This is a genomic window from Cronobacter malonaticus LMG 23826 (assembly GCF_001277215.2).
GTDB lineage: Bacteria > Pseudomonadota > Gammaproteobacteria > Enterobacterales > Enterobacteriaceae > Cronobacter > Cronobacter malonaticus.
Genome location: NZ_CP013940.1, coordinates 3,205,611 through 3,220,388, shown reverse-complemented (window position 1 = coordinate 3,220,388; position 14,778 = coordinate 3,205,611). Strand labels below are relative to the sequence as shown.

At 54.6% G+C, this 14,778-nt stretch carries 17 protein-coding genes and 1 pseudogene; 4 read left to right on the top strand and 14 right to left on the bottom strand.

The window, feature by feature from the left end:
• Nucleotides 1-27: 27 nt before the first annotated feature.
• The gene (locus AFK66_RS15160; RefSeq protein ID WP_032967861.1) at nucleotides 28-525 is read right to left on the bottom strand and encodes a hypothetical protein; all 498 of its coding nucleotides are present in this window, start codon (nucleotides 523-525) and stop codon (nucleotides 28-30) included.
• A gap of 239 nt (nucleotides 526-764) precedes the next feature.
• Between AFK66_RS15160 and AFK66_RS15155 the strand changes: the two genes are divergently transcribed.
• Nucleotides 765-1,229, top strand: a complete 465-nt coding sequence (locus AFK66_RS15155) for a helix-turn-helix domain-containing protein (protein ID WP_032968632.1) — start codon at nucleotides 765-767, stop codon at nucleotides 1,227-1,229.
• Nucleotides 1,230-1,595: 366 nt separating this feature from the next.
• On the top strand, nucleotides 1,596-2,849 hold the full coding sequence (locus tag AFK66_RS15150) for a hypothetical protein (RefSeq protein WP_007777708.1): 1,254 nt from the start codon (nucleotides 1,596-1,598) through the stop codon (nucleotides 2,847-2,849).
• A gap of 731 nt (nucleotides 2,850-3,580) precedes the next feature.
• Here AFK66_RS15150 and AFK66_RS15145 read toward each other — a convergent pair.
• The 7 genes and pseudogenes from AFK66_RS15145 to AFK66_RS15125 form a co-directional block, all read right to left on the bottom strand.
• Nucleotides 3,581-3,922: a TA system toxin CbtA family protein gene (locus AFK66_RS15145; RefSeq protein WP_007777710.1), complete on the bottom strand. Its 342-nt coding sequence runs from the start codon at nucleotides 3,920-3,922 to the stop codon at nucleotides 3,581-3,583.
• A gap of 20 nt (nucleotides 3,923-3,942) precedes the next feature.
• Nucleotides 3,943-4,260: a type IV toxin-antitoxin system YeeU family antitoxin gene (locus tag AFK66_RS15140; RefSeq protein ID WP_007777712.1), complete on the bottom strand. Its 318-nt coding sequence runs from the start codon at nucleotides 4,258-4,260 to the stop codon at nucleotides 3,943-3,945.
• Between the two features lie 20 nt (nucleotides 4,261-4,280).
• The gene (locus AFK66_RS21650) at nucleotides 4,281-4,502 is read right to left on the bottom strand and encodes a DUF987 domain-containing protein (RefSeq protein WP_007777714.1); all 222 of its coding nucleotides are present in this window, start codon (nucleotides 4,500-4,502) and stop codon (nucleotides 4,281-4,283) included.
• Between the two features lie 8 nt (nucleotides 4,503-4,510).
• Nucleotides 4,511-4,987, bottom strand: coding sequence for a JAB domain-containing protein (locus tag AFK66_RS15135; protein ID WP_029039034.1), 477 nt, complete (start codon nucleotides 4,985-4,987; stop codon nucleotides 4,511-4,513).
• 15 nt (nucleotides 4,988-5,002) lie between these two features.
• Nucleotides 5,003-5,461, bottom strand: coding sequence for an antirestriction protein (locus tag AFK66_RS15130; protein WP_023899364.1), 459 nt, complete (start codon nucleotides 5,459-5,461; stop codon nucleotides 5,003-5,005).
• Between the two features lie 101 nt (nucleotides 5,462-5,562).
• Nucleotides 5,563-5,802: a DUF905 domain-containing protein gene (locus AFK66_RS21645; protein WP_029039036.1), complete on the bottom strand. Its 240-nt coding sequence runs from the start codon at nucleotides 5,800-5,802 to the stop codon at nucleotides 5,563-5,565.
• Between the two features lie 31 nt (nucleotides 5,803-5,833).
• Nucleotides 5,834-6,208: pseudogene (locus AFK66_RS15125) on the bottom strand (YfjP family GTPase); the annotation flags it as partial.
• 180 nt (nucleotides 6,209-6,388) lie between these two features.
• Here AFK66_RS15125 and AFK66_RS15115 point away from each other — a divergent pair.
• Together AFK66_RS15115 and AFK66_RS15110 are read left to right on the top strand one after the other, a co-directional pair.
• Nucleotides 6,389-7,536, top strand: a protein-coding gene (locus tag AFK66_RS15115) for an IS3 family transposase (RefSeq protein WP_085959969.1) whose coding sequence is annotated in 2 segments (ribosomal slippage) — nucleotides 6,389-6,626 and nucleotides 6,626-7,536 — 1,149 coding nt in all. Because the reading frame shifts where the segments join, the coding sequence is not laid out codon by codon here.
• A gap of 50 nt (nucleotides 7,537-7,586) precedes the next feature.
• A complete protein-coding gene (locus tag AFK66_RS15110; protein WP_007777755.1) occupies nucleotides 7,587-8,567 on the top strand; it encodes an IS5 family transposase in 981 nt (326 codons plus the stop codon).
• Nucleotides 8,568-8,791: 224 nt separating this feature from the next.
• Here the strand turns inward: AFK66_RS15110 and AFK66_RS15105 are convergent, their stop codons facing one another.
• Genes AFK66_RS15105 through AFK66_RS15080 form a run of 6 tightly spaced genes read right to left on the bottom strand, consistent with a single transcriptional unit; the run spans nucleotide 8,792 to nucleotide 14,699 of the window.
• Nucleotides 8,792-9,943, bottom strand: coding sequence for a S1C family serine protease (locus AFK66_RS15105; protein WP_023899362.1), 1,152 nt, complete (start codon nucleotides 9,941-9,943; stop codon nucleotides 8,792-8,794).
• 24 nt (nucleotides 9,944-9,967) lie between these two features.
• The gene (locus AFK66_RS15100) at nucleotides 9,968-10,933 is read right to left on the bottom strand and encodes a zinc metalloprotease HtpX (protein WP_007779958.1); all 966 of its coding nucleotides are present in this window, start codon (nucleotides 10,931-10,933) and stop codon (nucleotides 9,968-9,970) included.
• Nucleotides 10,911-11,408, bottom strand: a complete 498-nt coding sequence (psiE-GI, locus tag AFK66_RS15095; protein ID WP_032967912.1) for a heat resistance protein PsiE-GI — start codon at nucleotides 11,406-11,408, stop codon at nucleotides 10,911-10,913. The genes AFK66_RS15100 and psiE-GI overlap by 23 nt, the downstream gene beginning before the upstream one ends.
• 2 nt (nucleotides 11,409-11,410) lie before the next feature.
• On the bottom strand, nucleotides 11,411-13,120 hold the full coding sequence (gene kefB-GI, locus AFK66_RS15090) for a heat resistance system K+/H+ antiporter KefB-GI (protein WP_023899359.1): 1,710 nt from the start codon (nucleotides 13,118-13,120) through the stop codon (nucleotides 11,411-11,413).
• Between the two features lie 3 nt (nucleotides 13,121-13,123).
• The gene (gene trx-GI / locus AFK66_RS15085) at nucleotides 13,124-13,564 is read right to left on the bottom strand and encodes a heat resistance system thioredoxin Trx-GI (protein WP_029039045.1); all 441 of its coding nucleotides are present in this window, start codon (nucleotides 13,562-13,564) and stop codon (nucleotides 13,124-13,126) included.
• Nucleotides 13,554-14,699 (bottom strand): hypothetical protein, encoded by a 1,146-nt coding sequence (locus AFK66_RS15080; RefSeq protein WP_007780005.1) that lies wholly within the window; start codon nucleotides 14,697-14,699, stop codon nucleotides 13,554-13,556. Before AFK66_RS15080 ends, trx-GI begins: the two co-directional genes overlap by 11 nt.
• Nucleotides 14,700-14,778: the final 79 nt, after the last annotated feature.

The window sequence follows — 14,778 nt, the reverse complement described above, 5'->3', positions numbered from 1 at the left end:
ATTCAGGGAAGAATCCCCTGAATGCTTTCATTCATATGAAGCCGCGATGACTTTCCCGGTGTTGGCGTTAAAAACACAAAAGTATTGCAGTGGTATCAGCATATTCATGCTGTTAATGGCCTTAGCCTGTTGTCCAAATGCTTGAATCGTTTTATTTTGCTCGTCGTGCCACAAGTAAGTTTCGAAAACCGGCTGAGCTTCACTTTCCTGCCACACATGGCGAAACGTCGCTTTTTTGTCCATTACCTGCTTACACTCTCTGACGGGGTTGTGGTGCGCTTTTGCATAGCATTCCGGTGTATTACCTGAGCAAACAGCACCTTGCTTTTCTGTTGTGCGTTCTGCACTCACAGCAGAAAACGCACACACTCCCAGCACCAAAGAGAGAGTTCCCAAAATGCCCCATGATATTGCTCGTAAGCTGCTGATCTGCCGTTTTATTGAAACGTGAGCAACTATGCTGTAACTGGCCCAGCTAAGCACGGCTCCCGCTGCCATCGGTAATATAAAGTCTGATCCCGTCATGATTTCCTCATTTGCCAAACAACATCACGTCTTGTAGTGAATGCTGGAGACACATAACCCGTGATGACCATCTTACGGTTCTGATTTTATTTGTCACTATCAGTATTCATTTTGAACCTATTGATTGTAGTGATGCAGGCTTCTTGCTAGGGAGAGTGTGCTCACAAATAGGGCTTTTAGATTCAAAATGTCTCATATGGAGCGTGGCCTTACAGTGGTCAAAACTGCACATTCAGTGCATGAAAAAGACCTTGAGAATACAGTTTGGCGAGCGGGTAAAAGAACTGCGCATTGCCACAGGAATGAGCCAAGAAGCGTTTGCTGATCGGTGTGGGTTCGCTCGTAGTTATATGAGTCGTATTGAACGTGGTGGCTCCAACGCGTCTCTTGATGCGATTGAGGTGCTGGCTAACGCTCTGAGTGTTGAGCCGTGGCAGTTATTAGCGTCTGACTCATCTAAAGATGACGACCCGGAACTGTTGGTTCCATACGCGGCCGATGGCTCGTGCTTTAATCCTGGACTTGCGAGCAGTCGCGATGGTTCGTTTGGCGTAGGTGATAAAGCGGCTCAGAAGCGTTTTGGCACGTTTTCCGAGGCTCTTGAGTATCTGCGTAGCATGGAGACAGCAAAATGGCGTAGGCCCAATCCTAGCGGCAACTGGGGCATTGTTTCGGCAGTGCGATGGGACAAACTGAAAAAGTAACGCCAGTGTAAGTTTAGAAACTCTTATAACTATATGAATAAACGCTAACCGTTGGTAATGGTGATCGTCAATTAATTGAGCCTCTATCTTCAATGAAAATTCGTAAAACAACAAAATACAGGTGCGTTACATAGGCTTTACAGTGGTATTTTGGTTTTTTGCGGGTGAGGTCATGTTCAAAAGAATCGCAATATAAGTGGGTTTTCATGATATACCGCAAGTAAGGCCAAACTTATCCATATATCGATCTAAGTTATTGATATATTTATTTTATAATGACTTATCCATCTCGAATGGGTTGGTAGTTGCCAAGAAAATTATTAGAAAATTATTGATTGCACATAACATAATAATGGTGAGGTATCTATGGTTATTAGTCAGTGTCTAAAGTGTAATTTATGCTCACATATATATAGGTTAAGGGTAGGAGTCGGTTTCGATGGTTACCAAAAACACTACTTTGACTGCTCAAATTGCAATGCGAATATAGTTTTTGCACTTAAAGCAAAAGCCCCTGAGGCGCATATCGAGGTGGTTGAAAATTGCACATTATTATGGGGGGTAGATGAGGTAGAGGTTATGAATTTCCACCCGAATTGTGCATTCGATAAGGATGATTTACACAATCCCTTATCTTTTCCATCTATACATTTAACTCAATTAATCTCACCACATATGCGATTTATCCAAGGGAGAATGCAGAGTGTGGCTAATCAGTTTGATATACCTTTTGCCCCTTATAAATGGAGTTTAATTAAAGGGATGATGGGAACGTTGCATAAAGATAATGTAAAGGCAAACAGATTTGTTCAACAATACATGCAACAAAGAAACAAAGATATGAATGTCGAGATTGACGGGCATCCTCTCTCATCAGAGCAGGTGATCGTTTATGAATCGGGCGTAGGATATCCTGAGTATTATATTATTCATGAGTTTTTTGATTCTCTTTTTTACCCCAAAATAACCAATATCGTCAGGCCTATAATCGACGAAATTGATAAACGTGATAAGAGTGTTTTTACTGATTTTTTAATTTATTGGAATCAGGAGCTGAAAGAGCAGAATCAATATAGATATATAAATGCTCTTTCTGATTATTTTCGATACAGAGATCACTTTGGGCAAATAGCTCTCTATTCAAGAATAGATCATGATGTTGATGATTTGATTGTTTCATCTAAAGGGTTTGATCAGATAAAGTTGTATTATGGGGATGTATATGAAGCACTAACTTCTAACATGACTATTTTAGCTTGTCTTAATAATATAATGGATGGGAGGAAATATGATCAGTTTAAAACCATGTCTCTTTCTAAATACTTAGAAGTTAACAAAGCCAATAAGGCAAATCCATTTAAAGATAACGTTCTATTTAAAGCCTTTGCAGAAGATGACTTAGAGTCGTCTATTAGGAATGGTTCTCATCACGCATCTATTTGGTATGATGGCGAAAAAGTAATGTATAGGAGTGGAGGCACGGGGGCTCAACATGATATTTCTTACTCGCGTTATCTTGATCTCTGTAATAAACTTACTATTAAGTTATCAGCAATTTGGATAATTGAATATTACCTCGATTTGCATGTTAATGGATCAGGTTATTTCAAATTTGAATAACATCGATTTAACTGAAATAAATTTTATATCTGAAAAAGCTCTCATTTTTTAGAGAGCTTTTGACGTAAAACTGTATCTGATATGTTGCATTATTGCATGCAGCTATATGGAAAAAGCCGAGACCATTTCAAGTAAATTGGAATTGGCAAGTATAAAAAAGATTGCGGTTTCTGGAATGATACACGAACCCGTCAAAGATCATGTGCCAAGCTAATGACACGATTTTATAAAAGGTTGTAGTTCCCCCTACAAATTCCTTCTACAATAGAGCCTCACAAACTCATGTGGTTACGCGAGTTTCGGTAATGCGAAGGTCGTAGGTTCGACTCCTATTATCGGCACCAAGAAATCAAATAGTTACGTAGTGTCTTATCTTTTTCTCACCAAAAATTATTTTCATGTAACTGCTGATGTAAGTAAACTCTATCAACGAAGATCAATCTTATCTACTGACCAAAAAGGCCGGATAGGGCTTCACTCGCTATACCTCCGTGGCTGCAGGTTTAGTTGTCCATGTCTACACCACTCCTAAATTCAATGTGTTGGCAATGTGTTCAATAAAGCTTGAACAAATTAGCTCATTATGATCGGTTAATACTTCACCTTCTGGTTGCATGATGGTTTGTCCGTAAAAAGATAACGCGCCAGCCGGGTAGCAGCAGGCGCATTACGCAATAGGTAAACAAGGGAGGAAGTTCAGAAATGTAAATCGGGAAGGTTGTACGCAATGTTCATCGTACTACGTTGCTACGGCTTTGCTGCAACAAGCCAGTTGCCTGCCGCGCTCGCAGAATATCGACAGCCTGAAGATAAGGCGATTGTTCCTGCCAGTTAAATCCCTTCCTGTCGATACGCACCAGTTCGTATTTTTCCACCAGAAAATTCACGGCATCAGCCAGCGAGATCCCGGCATCGATATGTTCCTGTATAACACGTTCCTCACTGAACGGTGTGTCGTTGAGGGTGAGACCATAGTGCTGTTCCAGCAGGCGTGTCAGTAGCATTTGCCAGACAGCCACGGGTGACAGGCAGGGCTTCACCGCCCGCTGAGTTGTTGCAGGTAAAGTTTTCATGTTTGCTCTCGTGAAAGTTATTAGCGCTGGGTGGGATAAATGGCGATGTACACGTAACCGCAACTGCCAAGGGTGTCGGCTTCACAGGTGAAACCGTTGTGGTACATGATGACGCAGTGGGCATGTTGGGGGCTGACTTCACCGGTGGTCAGCATCGATTCCATCTGGCGGATAAAGTGCGGGAATGTTTCATCCAGCTTCCGGCATTCGGTGTCACTGAACTTGCCGGTGATGCTGGCCCGGTCAGCCAGATAATGCAGCCGGTTCCCCTCCTGCACCAGACGGGCTCCCAGGCGCGGCGTGATATTCCGCTGCAGGCCCCATGTGATGTGAGTCATAACGACTCTCCTTTGTATTGTCAGTTCAGAGTGATGCTCATCAGGCAGGCATAAGGCCCGTTGCGGTCCTGGCGGCGTTCGGCGTATACCGCGAGGACACCTGCGATATCCGGAACGTCCCTGCCGGTGTAATGGCAGACGCTACCGTGCCACTGATATTTTCCACTGCAGTAGCGAAAGATTCGGGACTCAGGATGCTGGCGGTATATCGTCATTGCCCGGCGTTTACTGATAATTTTCATATCATACCTCACAGCAAACCGTGTTCTGCGAACGAATAGATTTGCCTGCCGCCGACAATCAGATGGTCAGGGACGCGGATATCCACCAACTGAAGCACCTGTACCAGTCGCTGCGTGAGGGCTTTGTCTGCCTGGCTGGGTGTTGTCTCGCCAGAAGGATGGTTGTGCGCGAGTATCACCGCCGCCGCGTTGAAGTGCAGAGCACGTTTGACCACCTCCCGGGGATGCACCTCGGTGCGGTTAATCGTGCCGGTGAAGAGCGTTTCATGGGCAATCAACTGATTCTGGTTGTCCAGATACAACACCCGGAACTCTTCCCGCTCAAGCGCGGCCATATGCAGTCGCAGCCATTCACGTACGGCGTGGGTAGAGGTGAAGGCTACGCCGGGCTCATGCAGGTGGCGGTCCAGAGCCCTGAGCGCCCGCTGAATGAGACACCGGTCCTGTGGCGTCATCTCGCCGGGTAAAAAGGAAAGCTGTTTCATCTGTTGCTCCTTCGGTCAGTCGATAATACGCAGAATGGCGTGGGCCTCTGGATGCTGCGGGGCGTAGTCCCGCAGGCGGTAATAGTGTTCAGTCATGGCACCGCATTGGGTGCGACAGGCGTGATGGCTGTACGCAATCAGGCAGACAGCAATACCTGCGGCTTCTGCACTCATTTGGGCATCGTTGCCGTTCAGGCAATTAAACAGACGCCATGTCTCATCATTGTCAGACTCGGGAGCCATAAACGCCCCGCCATTGCTGAGGGTGTAAAAGGACCAGATACCACCGCTGTAGGTCGAACAGAAGCGGTCCATCCAGGCAAAAATACGCGGTTCCAGGGTTGTCCACTGCGGGATAGTGCCAAAGTGTTGCGGCCAGAAATCGATACGCTGTTCGTCGGGTACCTGCGTGACGGTCAGTTCAAATTCTGATTGGTTAGCGGGTGCGAGGTCGTACTGCGTCTGTGTTGTCATGGGCATGTCTCCGTTAATAAAAAACGCCAGCGGCGATGGCTGGCAAATGGGGGAATAAAGCGTGTTCGGGGAGGTGAAATGTGCGGGTAAATGCTTCGCGGTCAGCGGGTGGAGGTGCCTGTACGGATGCCAGAGGTGCGGATGTAGCGGTTAAGACTTTCAGCGGCATCGGGTTCAAAGTTCCATGCCCGCCAGACCATCCGGCCTTCAGTGTCACGAACCACAAGGCGGAAGTGACTGCCTTGGTCGTCTTCGAGGGTGATATTGCTGTACGTGGTAGTGACCGCTTGCGCTTGTCTCCGGGTGAAAGGCCCCGGTGGCAGTAACACGGATTGGGACATTTTCGGGCTCCTGATAAAAGAAAACCCCGGCATCAGCCTTGATCAACCACAGCACTAGGTCGAGGCGAGAAAGCTGCTCTCGGTACAGCGCAGCATACTCGGTATCGCGAGTGCCACTTTCGCCCACGCCGGGTAGATCCATCAGCGTCATATAGCGGTCGCCAACCTGCAGTCGAAAGCGCAGTGGCTCACGTGTACAGGCCGCGACATCGCTGACCGGTGATACCTCACTGGCAAACAGGGCATTGCAGAGTGAGGATTTACCGGCACCGCTCTTACCCATAATGCCGATTACTGGCTCGTAATGGGTTAACTGATTTATCTGCTGCAATATACGTTCAGATACCCACTGTGGCAGGCCAGCAAGCGATTGCTGAAACGACTTCAAACCTTCAGAATTGTTCATTAGCTACTCCTCTGAAAAATTATACAAAACGGCAGAATCGTGAGATTCTGCCGTTAATCGGGTATGTTCAGAAGAATGATATCTATCTGAAAATAATTTGAATTAAGGTAAGAGACGTGAATCGCCACAGGTTTAACAGACACCTCAGAGTCATTTAAGATGACTTAAAGAGAGGTGCCCATGAGCGGTAAGCGTTATCCCGAAGAGTTTAAAATTGAAGCAGTCAAACAGGTTGTTGATCGCGGTTATTCTGTTGCCAGCGTTGCAACACGTCTCGATATCACCACCCACAGCCTTTACTCCTGGATAAAGAAGTACGGTCCGGATTCTTCCACTAATAAAGAACAGTCAGATGCTCAGGCCGAGCTCCGCCGTCTCCAGAAAGAGCTGAAGCGGGTTACCGACGAACGGGACATATTAAAAAAAGCCGCGGCGTACTTCGCAAAGCTGTCCGGCTGAGGTACGCCTTTATCCGTGACAACACCTGTTGCTGGCCTGTTCGCCTGCTCTGTCGGGTGCTGGATGTTCATCCCAGTGGTTTTTACGCCTGGCTTCAGCAGCCGCATTCACAACGCCATCAGGCAGACCTGAGACTGACAGGACAGATTAAACAGTTCTGGCTGGAATCGGGATGCGTCTATGGTTATCGCAAAATCCATTTGGATCTGCGGGACAGCGGGCAACAGTACGGAGTGAACAGAGTCTGGCGACTGATGAAACGTGTCGGGATAAAGGCTCAGGTCGGATACCGGAGCCCGCGGGCTCGTAAAGGCGAGGCCAGTATCGTGTCGCCCAACAGGCTTCAGCGACAGTTCAATCCGGATGCTCCGGATGAGCGTTGGGTAACGGACATAACCTACATCAGGACCCACGAAGGCTGGCTGTATCTTGCCGTGGTTGTTGATCTGTTCTCACGCAAAATTATCGGCTGGTCCATGCAATCCCGGATGACAAAAGACATTGTCCTGAACGCACTGCTGATGGCTGTATGGCGGCGTAATCCCCAAAAACAGGTGCTGGTTCATTCGGATCAGGGCAGTCAGTACACAAGCCATGAATGGCAGTCGTTCCTGAAATCACACGGCCTGGAGGGCAGCATGAGCCGTCGCGGTAATTGCCATGATAATGCGGTTGCAGAAAGCTTTTTCCAGTTGTTGAAACGCGAACGGATAAAGAAAAAGATCTACGGAACGCGGGAAGAAGCCCGCAGCGATATTTTTGATTACATCGAAATGTTTTATAACAGTAAGCGTCGGCATGGTTCCAGCGATCAGATGTCACCGACAGAATATGAAAACCAGTATTATCAACGGCTCGGAAGTGTCTAAATTATCCGTGGCGATTCAAAATACGCTGATCCCGCCACCCGAGTTCTTCCATGAAGCAGATGACCTTCGCCGACGCCGAGTATGCCGGCAAGGGCAAGCAGACCCGCAAGGAACTGTTCCTGATCGAGATGGATCAGGTGGTGCCGTGGAAAGGGCGGATTGCCCTGATCGAACCGCATTATCCGAAAGGCGAAGGTGATCGCCCGGCGTATCCCTTGATGGCGATGCTGCGTATCCATCTGATGCAGAACTGGTTCGGCTACAGCGATCCGGCCATGGAAGAAGCGCTGTACGAGACGACCATCCTACGTCAGTTAGCCGGGCTGAGCATGGAGCGTATTCCTGACGAAACCACCATCCTCAACTTCCGTCGTCTGCTGGAGAAACATGAGCTGGCAGCCGGCATCCTCTGCGTGATCAATGGCTACCTGGGGGATCGCAGTCTGTCGCTGCGCCAGGGCACTATCGTCGATGCCACGCTGATCCACGCGCCCAGTTCAACCAAGAACCAGGACGGCAAGCGCGACCCGGAAATGCACCAGACCAAGAAGGGGAACCAGTATTACTTTGGCATGAAGGCGCACATCGGCGTTGATGATGAATCGGGGCTGGTACACAGCGTGGTGGGCACGGCAGCCACCGTGGCGGATGTCACCCAGGTCGACAAGCTGCTGCACGGCGACGAGAACGTCGTCTGTGCCGATGCCGGCTACACCGGCGTCGAAAAGCGCTCCGAGCATGCCGACCGAGAAGTGATCTGGCAGGTCGCAGCACGCCGCAGCACCTACAAGATGCTCGATAAACGCAGCGCCCTGTACAAAGCCAAGCGCAAGATCGAGAAGGCCAAGGCGCAAGTGCGAGCGAAGGTAGAGCCCCCGTTTCGCGTGATCAAGCGGCAGTTCGGCTACACCAAGGTACGTTTCCGAGGGCTGGTGAGGAACACTGCACAACTGGTGACGCTGTTTGCCCTGTCGAACCTATGGATGGCCCGCCGACATTTGCTGGCAAGCGCAGGAGAGGTGCGCCTGTAATGCGGAAAATGGCCGTCGCAAGGTGCTCGCGACGGCTGAAAGCACCGAAATGAGCGGGTGATCCGATTGTTTTTGATCGGTTCACCGCTTTCAAAATCAGCAGTGGCTGAAGTCAGCCGGAAATACAGGGCTACTTCAGACCATCCCTAGCTAGGGCTCGTAGTTCGGCGCAAGGCTGAAGTCGCTTGGCTGCTTCGCTGTGCAGATCCATGACCCACTTTCCATCAAACTCCCGGTTGTAGTTCCACAAGCATCTCGCGAGTCTTGCCGGCCCGCTCCACTAACAAGACCACAACATCTCCAACGTTCTTGTCGTCTAGCCGGGCCTGTAATGTGGCGACGTCGTCGACGGCGATACCGTCGATGCTGATAACGCGATCGCCGGGCACGATGCCGCCTGCGGTGACCTCGACGCCGACGAGCCCGGCCCTGTGCGCCGCCGAGCCCGGCGTCACGCGCAATACGAATACGCCCTTACTGCCGGTCAGCGCCTGCAGACGCGCGTTGAGCTGCTCATCCACCTCGATGCCCAGCGCCGGACGGATGTACTTGCCGGTCTTTATGAGTTGCGGCACCACGCGCATGACGGTATCGACCGGCACCGCAAAGCCTATGCCGGCCGAGGCGCCAGACGGACTGTAGATGGCGGTATTGATTCCGATCAGCCGCCCAGCCGAATCGAGCAGCGGGCCACCGGAATTGCCGGGGTTGATGGCGGCGTCGGTCTGGATCAGGTGATCGATGGCCGGGCCGCCCGCTTCTCCCGGCAACGAGCGGTCGAGCGCGGAGACGATACCAGTGGTGAGCGTCCAGTCCAGGCCGAAGGGGTTGCCGATAGCGAACACCTTCTGACCCACCTTGAGGTCGGCACTGGTGCCGACCGGCACGGCCGGCGGGCGCTTGAAACCGACGCCGATCTTGAGCACGGCGATGTCGTGCGCGGGGCTCGTCCCCACCAGCGCGGCCTGGTAGTCGCGGCCGTCGGCCAGTTTGACGGTGGCTTCGGACGCGCCCTGGATGACGTGGAAGTTGGTGACGACGTGGCCGGCGTCGTCCCAGATGAAGCCCGAGCCAGTGCCGCGCGGCACGGAGAACACGTTGCGCGTCCAGACATCGCGTACTAATTGCGCGGTGGTGATGTAGACCACCGAGGCGCGCGATTTTTCGAACAGTTCGATGGTGGTTTTCTCGTCCGCCGCCAGATCGCCACGCGCCATCACGGTGCGTTCTGCTGCCTCGCGCGGACTGAACCATGCCTCGATGGCGGGCAGAAACTGCCACAGCAGCATGAGCGCGGCAATGCAGGCGGTGATGAAGAGCCCGCGCCGGATGAAGCGGTCCGGCGCGGGGCGTTGGTACGGGTCGAGATAGGCCATGAGACGTCTCCTGTTGATGGGCAATCAGCGCCACAGCCCGCTCGGGCGCCAGCGCGGTGGGCGCGTCGCCAAAGCGGATTCCGGCAAAAAATGGGGCGCGCGGAGTGGCAACGCTGATGCTGGACCAGGCGCCAACGTCAGCAGGCGTGCGATGCGCTCTTGCGTTGCCGGACGCGTGCGCAAGCAGGAGGGCTCGGGATTGCCCCATCCCGGCCATAGCCAGGCACGCCAGGAGCGGCTGACCCGCTCGATTTTCGCCAGCGCGGACGCCAGCCCCTGCGGGTCGCCAGTCAGTTCCGCCGCAAGGCGGTCAGCGTCGAACTCACGCACGCGAGACAAGCCGAGCTGTGCGAGCAGGGCCAGCTGGGGCGATGCGGCCAGTAACAATAGACCAGGCCAATAGACCTCCGCCGCGCCAACCAGCTGCGCGGGCAGGCTGAGCAGGATCGCGATCTGTCCCATAAGGGCCAGTAGGCTCGTGAGGCGACTGTTGGAATCCGCCAGCCCCATGACACGCAGATCCTCATTAGCGATGTGCTCGACCTCGTGCACGAGCACACCCGCCAGCTCGCGTGGGCTCAGGCTGCGCAGCAGGCCATCGGTGAGGGCGATCGATGCCTCCTGCTTCGATCCGGTGGCGAAGGCGTTGACGACGGCACTGGGCACATAGTGCGGCACCGGCGTGGCGGGCAAACCGGCACGGGCGGGCAGCTCGCGCAACAGGGCCCACATCTCGTGGGCTTCTTGCGGGTGCAAGGCCCGTACGCGGTACAGGCGCAAGCTCAGCGCCGACGCGGCTACCGGTTCCAGCAGCAACGCACCTGCAACGGCAAACAGCGCGAGCCACAGGCAGCCTTCCCCAAACGGCAGTCTCCCTGCTGCGGCTGCGATCCCGACCATGGTCAGGACCAACAGCCCGGTCTGCAGGCGGTTGAGCCAGCGGTGTTGCAAGAGCGCCGTGCGCGGATCACTGGGATGATGACGGGTCATGCTCAGAGGTCTCGGCGGCGCGGTCGCCGCGCTTGCGCAGCAGCCAGTAGGTCGCACCCAGAGCCAGCGTGGCGCTTGCCAGCGCGGCTATCTTTGCGGGGCTCGCGTCGGAGTCGAGGATCACGAACTTGCGGGAGAGTGCGATCAGCGCGATCAGGACCACCGTCTTGACCTGGATGATGCTGTCCCGACGCAGCGCCACGCGCACGATGGAATGCTTGAACTCCATCGCGATCAAGAGCGTCATGATCATGCCGAACACGCTCTGGAATACCTTGTGGTCCAGGGGATTGAAGGCATCGAGAACCAGCAGCGTGAAGACGATGGAGATGAGCTGGAACAGCGACACCACGATGATGACGGCGATCACCGCCGACAGCACGAGCGCGACGACCTGCTCGAAGCGCTCGTAAAAACTCATGATGGCCAATTGGTCACGCAAGACCTGAAATGGGTTAAGGCGTTTTGATTTCATGACTATGAACTCCCTGGAAAACGGCTGCTGTCGAGACGGCGGCGCATTGCGCTGATGCGTCCTTCAATCAACTCGGTCGACATGCCAAGCGTCGACATCACCTGTTCCGCCAGCCCAATAGCTGCGGCAAAGGATTGCTGATACACGCGCACGTTAGGCATGGCGCGAAATGCATCGGCCGCGGTCGTACTTCTGCATGACACCCACAAGGTTAGCGCCGGACGGCGCTCGGCAATCGCCTGGGCGATGCGCAACGCTTGCTGGGCATGGGCGAACGTCAGCACCACCAAGTGCGCATGCGTCAAGCCGGCAGCCAGCAAGGTATCGGGCCGACTGGCATCGCCATGGAACACCGGCGCGCCGGCGGCACGCGCGGCCTCGACCTTCTGCGCGTCCGCCTCCAGCAGCAGATGCGCCACGCCGGCGTGGCGAAGAATCTCGCTGACTGGCAGGCCAAGCTCGCCCGCGCCGCAAACGATGACATGGTCTCGATATCGCGTCGTCTGCGCGGCGATCTCGACTTCTTCAGCCTGGGGTGGCTGAATGACGCCGCCGGTGCGGCTCAAGAACCGGGCAAGTACATCGTGATGGCGGATCAGTAGCGGTGCTAGGGCCATGCTGAGCACCAGCGCGACCAGCATGGGTTGGACGACGGTCGCGGGGATCAGATGCTGCTGCAAGACCGTGCCCAACAACAGCAGGGCGAACTCGCCGCCGTGCCCCAACGCTATGCCCGTGCGCCAGGCATCGAGGGCGGACAGGCGCGTCGCCCGCAAGGCCAGCGTATTGAGCAGGATCTTGACCGGTACCAGCACCACCAGCCACGCCAGCACCGCCAGCGGTGCCGAAAGAATCTGTGCTGCGTCCAGTTGCAGGCCGATGGTCACGAAGAACACGCCCGACAACACATCGCGAAACGGCCTGAGGTGGCTTTCCATGTGGTGCCGGAAGTCGCTCTCGCCCAGCACCATCCCGGCGAGGAAGGCCCCCAGGGCGGCGGATACGCCGACCGCGTGCGCAGCGGCGGCGGCAGCCACCACCACGCACAAGGAGACGAGCACGAACGATTCCTCGTGGCCCCGCCGCGCCACCCAGCCCAGCAGGCCATGCAACAGACGGCGCGAGGCGAGGGCCGCTGCCGCGAACAGCAGCAGCACACCGAATACTTCGAGCAGCACATGCTCGATCTTCGGCGACTCGCCGCGCGCCCAGATCGCCAGCAAGGCCAGCAGGGGCACGCTGGCCAGGTCCTGAAAGACCAGCACGGCGATGGCACTGCGTCCGTGGCGGGTGGTGAGCTCGCCTTGGTCGGCCAGTTGTCGGCTGACCAGCGCCGTGGACGACATGGCCGCCGCAGTGCCGAGCAGCGCGGCGCTCTGGCCGGGCTGCCCCAGCCACATCAATACCAGGATCAGCGGCGGGGCAACGGCGATCATCTGCAGAGCGCCCGCCATCAGCACCGTCCTGCGGGCGAGCCAGAAGTCTCCGAGGGAGAATTCCAGTCCGATCATGAACAACAGCAGCGCCACGCCCAGCTCGGACAGAAAGCTCAGCGTCTCCCCCGGCGCGATCACGCCGATGACTGAGGGGCCCAGTACAACGCCGACAGAGAGATACCCCAGCAAGGCGGGCACTCTGAACGCCGCCGTCGCCATCGCCGCCAGGCTGCAAGCCGCCAGCAGGATTAGCGTAGTGCCGAGCAAGCCCTGCATCGGTCAGCGTCCCACTTGCGTCGACGTCCAGCGCACGATGTCCTGCGCGCCCATCACGCCGGCCTGACGGGCGATCTCCCGCCCACCCTGGAACAGGGCGAGCGTCGGGATGCTGCGGATACCGAACTGCGCGGCCAGGTGGGGCTCAGCCTCGGTATTCACCTTCGCCAGCCGGATCCTCGGTTCGAGCTGGTGTGCCGCTTGCTGGAACTGTGGCGCCATCATCTTGCACGGCCCGCACCATGGCGCCCAGAAATCGACCAGCAGCGGCAGATCGCTGCGCTCCACGTGGCGCGAGAACGTCGCCGTGGTCAACTCGATGGGCTCGCCCGTGAACAAGGGCTGCTGGCAGCGGCCACAGTTGGGATGTTCCGATAGCTTCGCAGTCGGTACGCGGTTGATGGACTGGCAATGCGGGCAGACGAGGTGAAGCTCATTCTTCATGGTTCGCCTCCTTGGACCACAGTGAGGCTGCCTCGCTTCGGGTCACAGACAATGCCGACCAATCAACGCCTTGGAGCCAATCGTTCCCGTTTTTGCTTACTCCGGCTTCTTCCAGATGAGCAGCGATGAATGCTTCGGCCTGCATGAGCCACCTTCGGACAGCATCTTCCTTACTAGGAATCAGCAGGATTTCAGAGACGCTGCTGGCATTCAGCCCGTCCACACGGATAAGCAGAAAAATGCGCCGCCACAAACGCGGCATGTCCTTCAGCAGGTCAAATGCAAAAGCGAACTCGCTCGACCGATCAATCAGCTCCTCCTGTTCCGCGATCGTTGCGACATCGGGATGCTGACTGCCAGCGAAAATATCGGCCAGCTTGAGTGTGTCATCGTGCTGATAAAATTCGAAGATTTCCTCTTCCACCATGGCCTCGGCCATGTCTTGGGCATCCGGTTCGACCGGCGCGTCCAGAGAAACGAATTCGCCAAATTGCCGGCTGCTTGCCACTTCGTTATCCAGGACGGCGAACAGATGCTTCAAAAGACCGGTGTAAGCCTCTTTTTCCCCCGGCACGGATTGCCATTCCACCTTAGCTCGGACAATCGCTTCATCCACCACGTCGCGCAGCGTCGGATAATCGCGCGGTAAATCGCCGACGGCCCGCAGATAAGCCAGCTCACGCCTTGCGACAGCCTCAAGTTTCGACAGTAGAGGCATTCGGGTCACCTCGGCCTCATGGGCGGCTGATGCGGGTTTTGCGGCAATCCGCACCTTGAGCTCGCGCAAGCGCTCGCGTCGTGCTTTGCGCTTGATTTGATCCTGAGCATGCAGTCGGTCAAAATGCTTCTTGGCCTGACGGAACAACGACTGTGCGAGCATCTGCGCGAGGGGCGTCAGCTCGTCATGTGATGCAGTAACGCTGACAATCTTTTTGCCGGGCAGGTGCATATAGCCACTGGCCAGAAATTGCCGCTTGATCTTGTCGCGATCAAGGACGATTTGAAGTCGCGCTGAATCTTTAGTGTGTTTGTCGAGCAATGGCTTGAGGGCGTGCTCGATCACATTTCCCAAAGCTCTCTGCCAAGGTTCATGAAACTCTTTGTCGATAGCTCGATAGCTATATTGTATCTGCATGTATGACTCCTTCGATGTCATTTCTATGGAGGCATGAATCGAGGATGCTCATATCCATAGATTTTGGTTTGGCACGCTC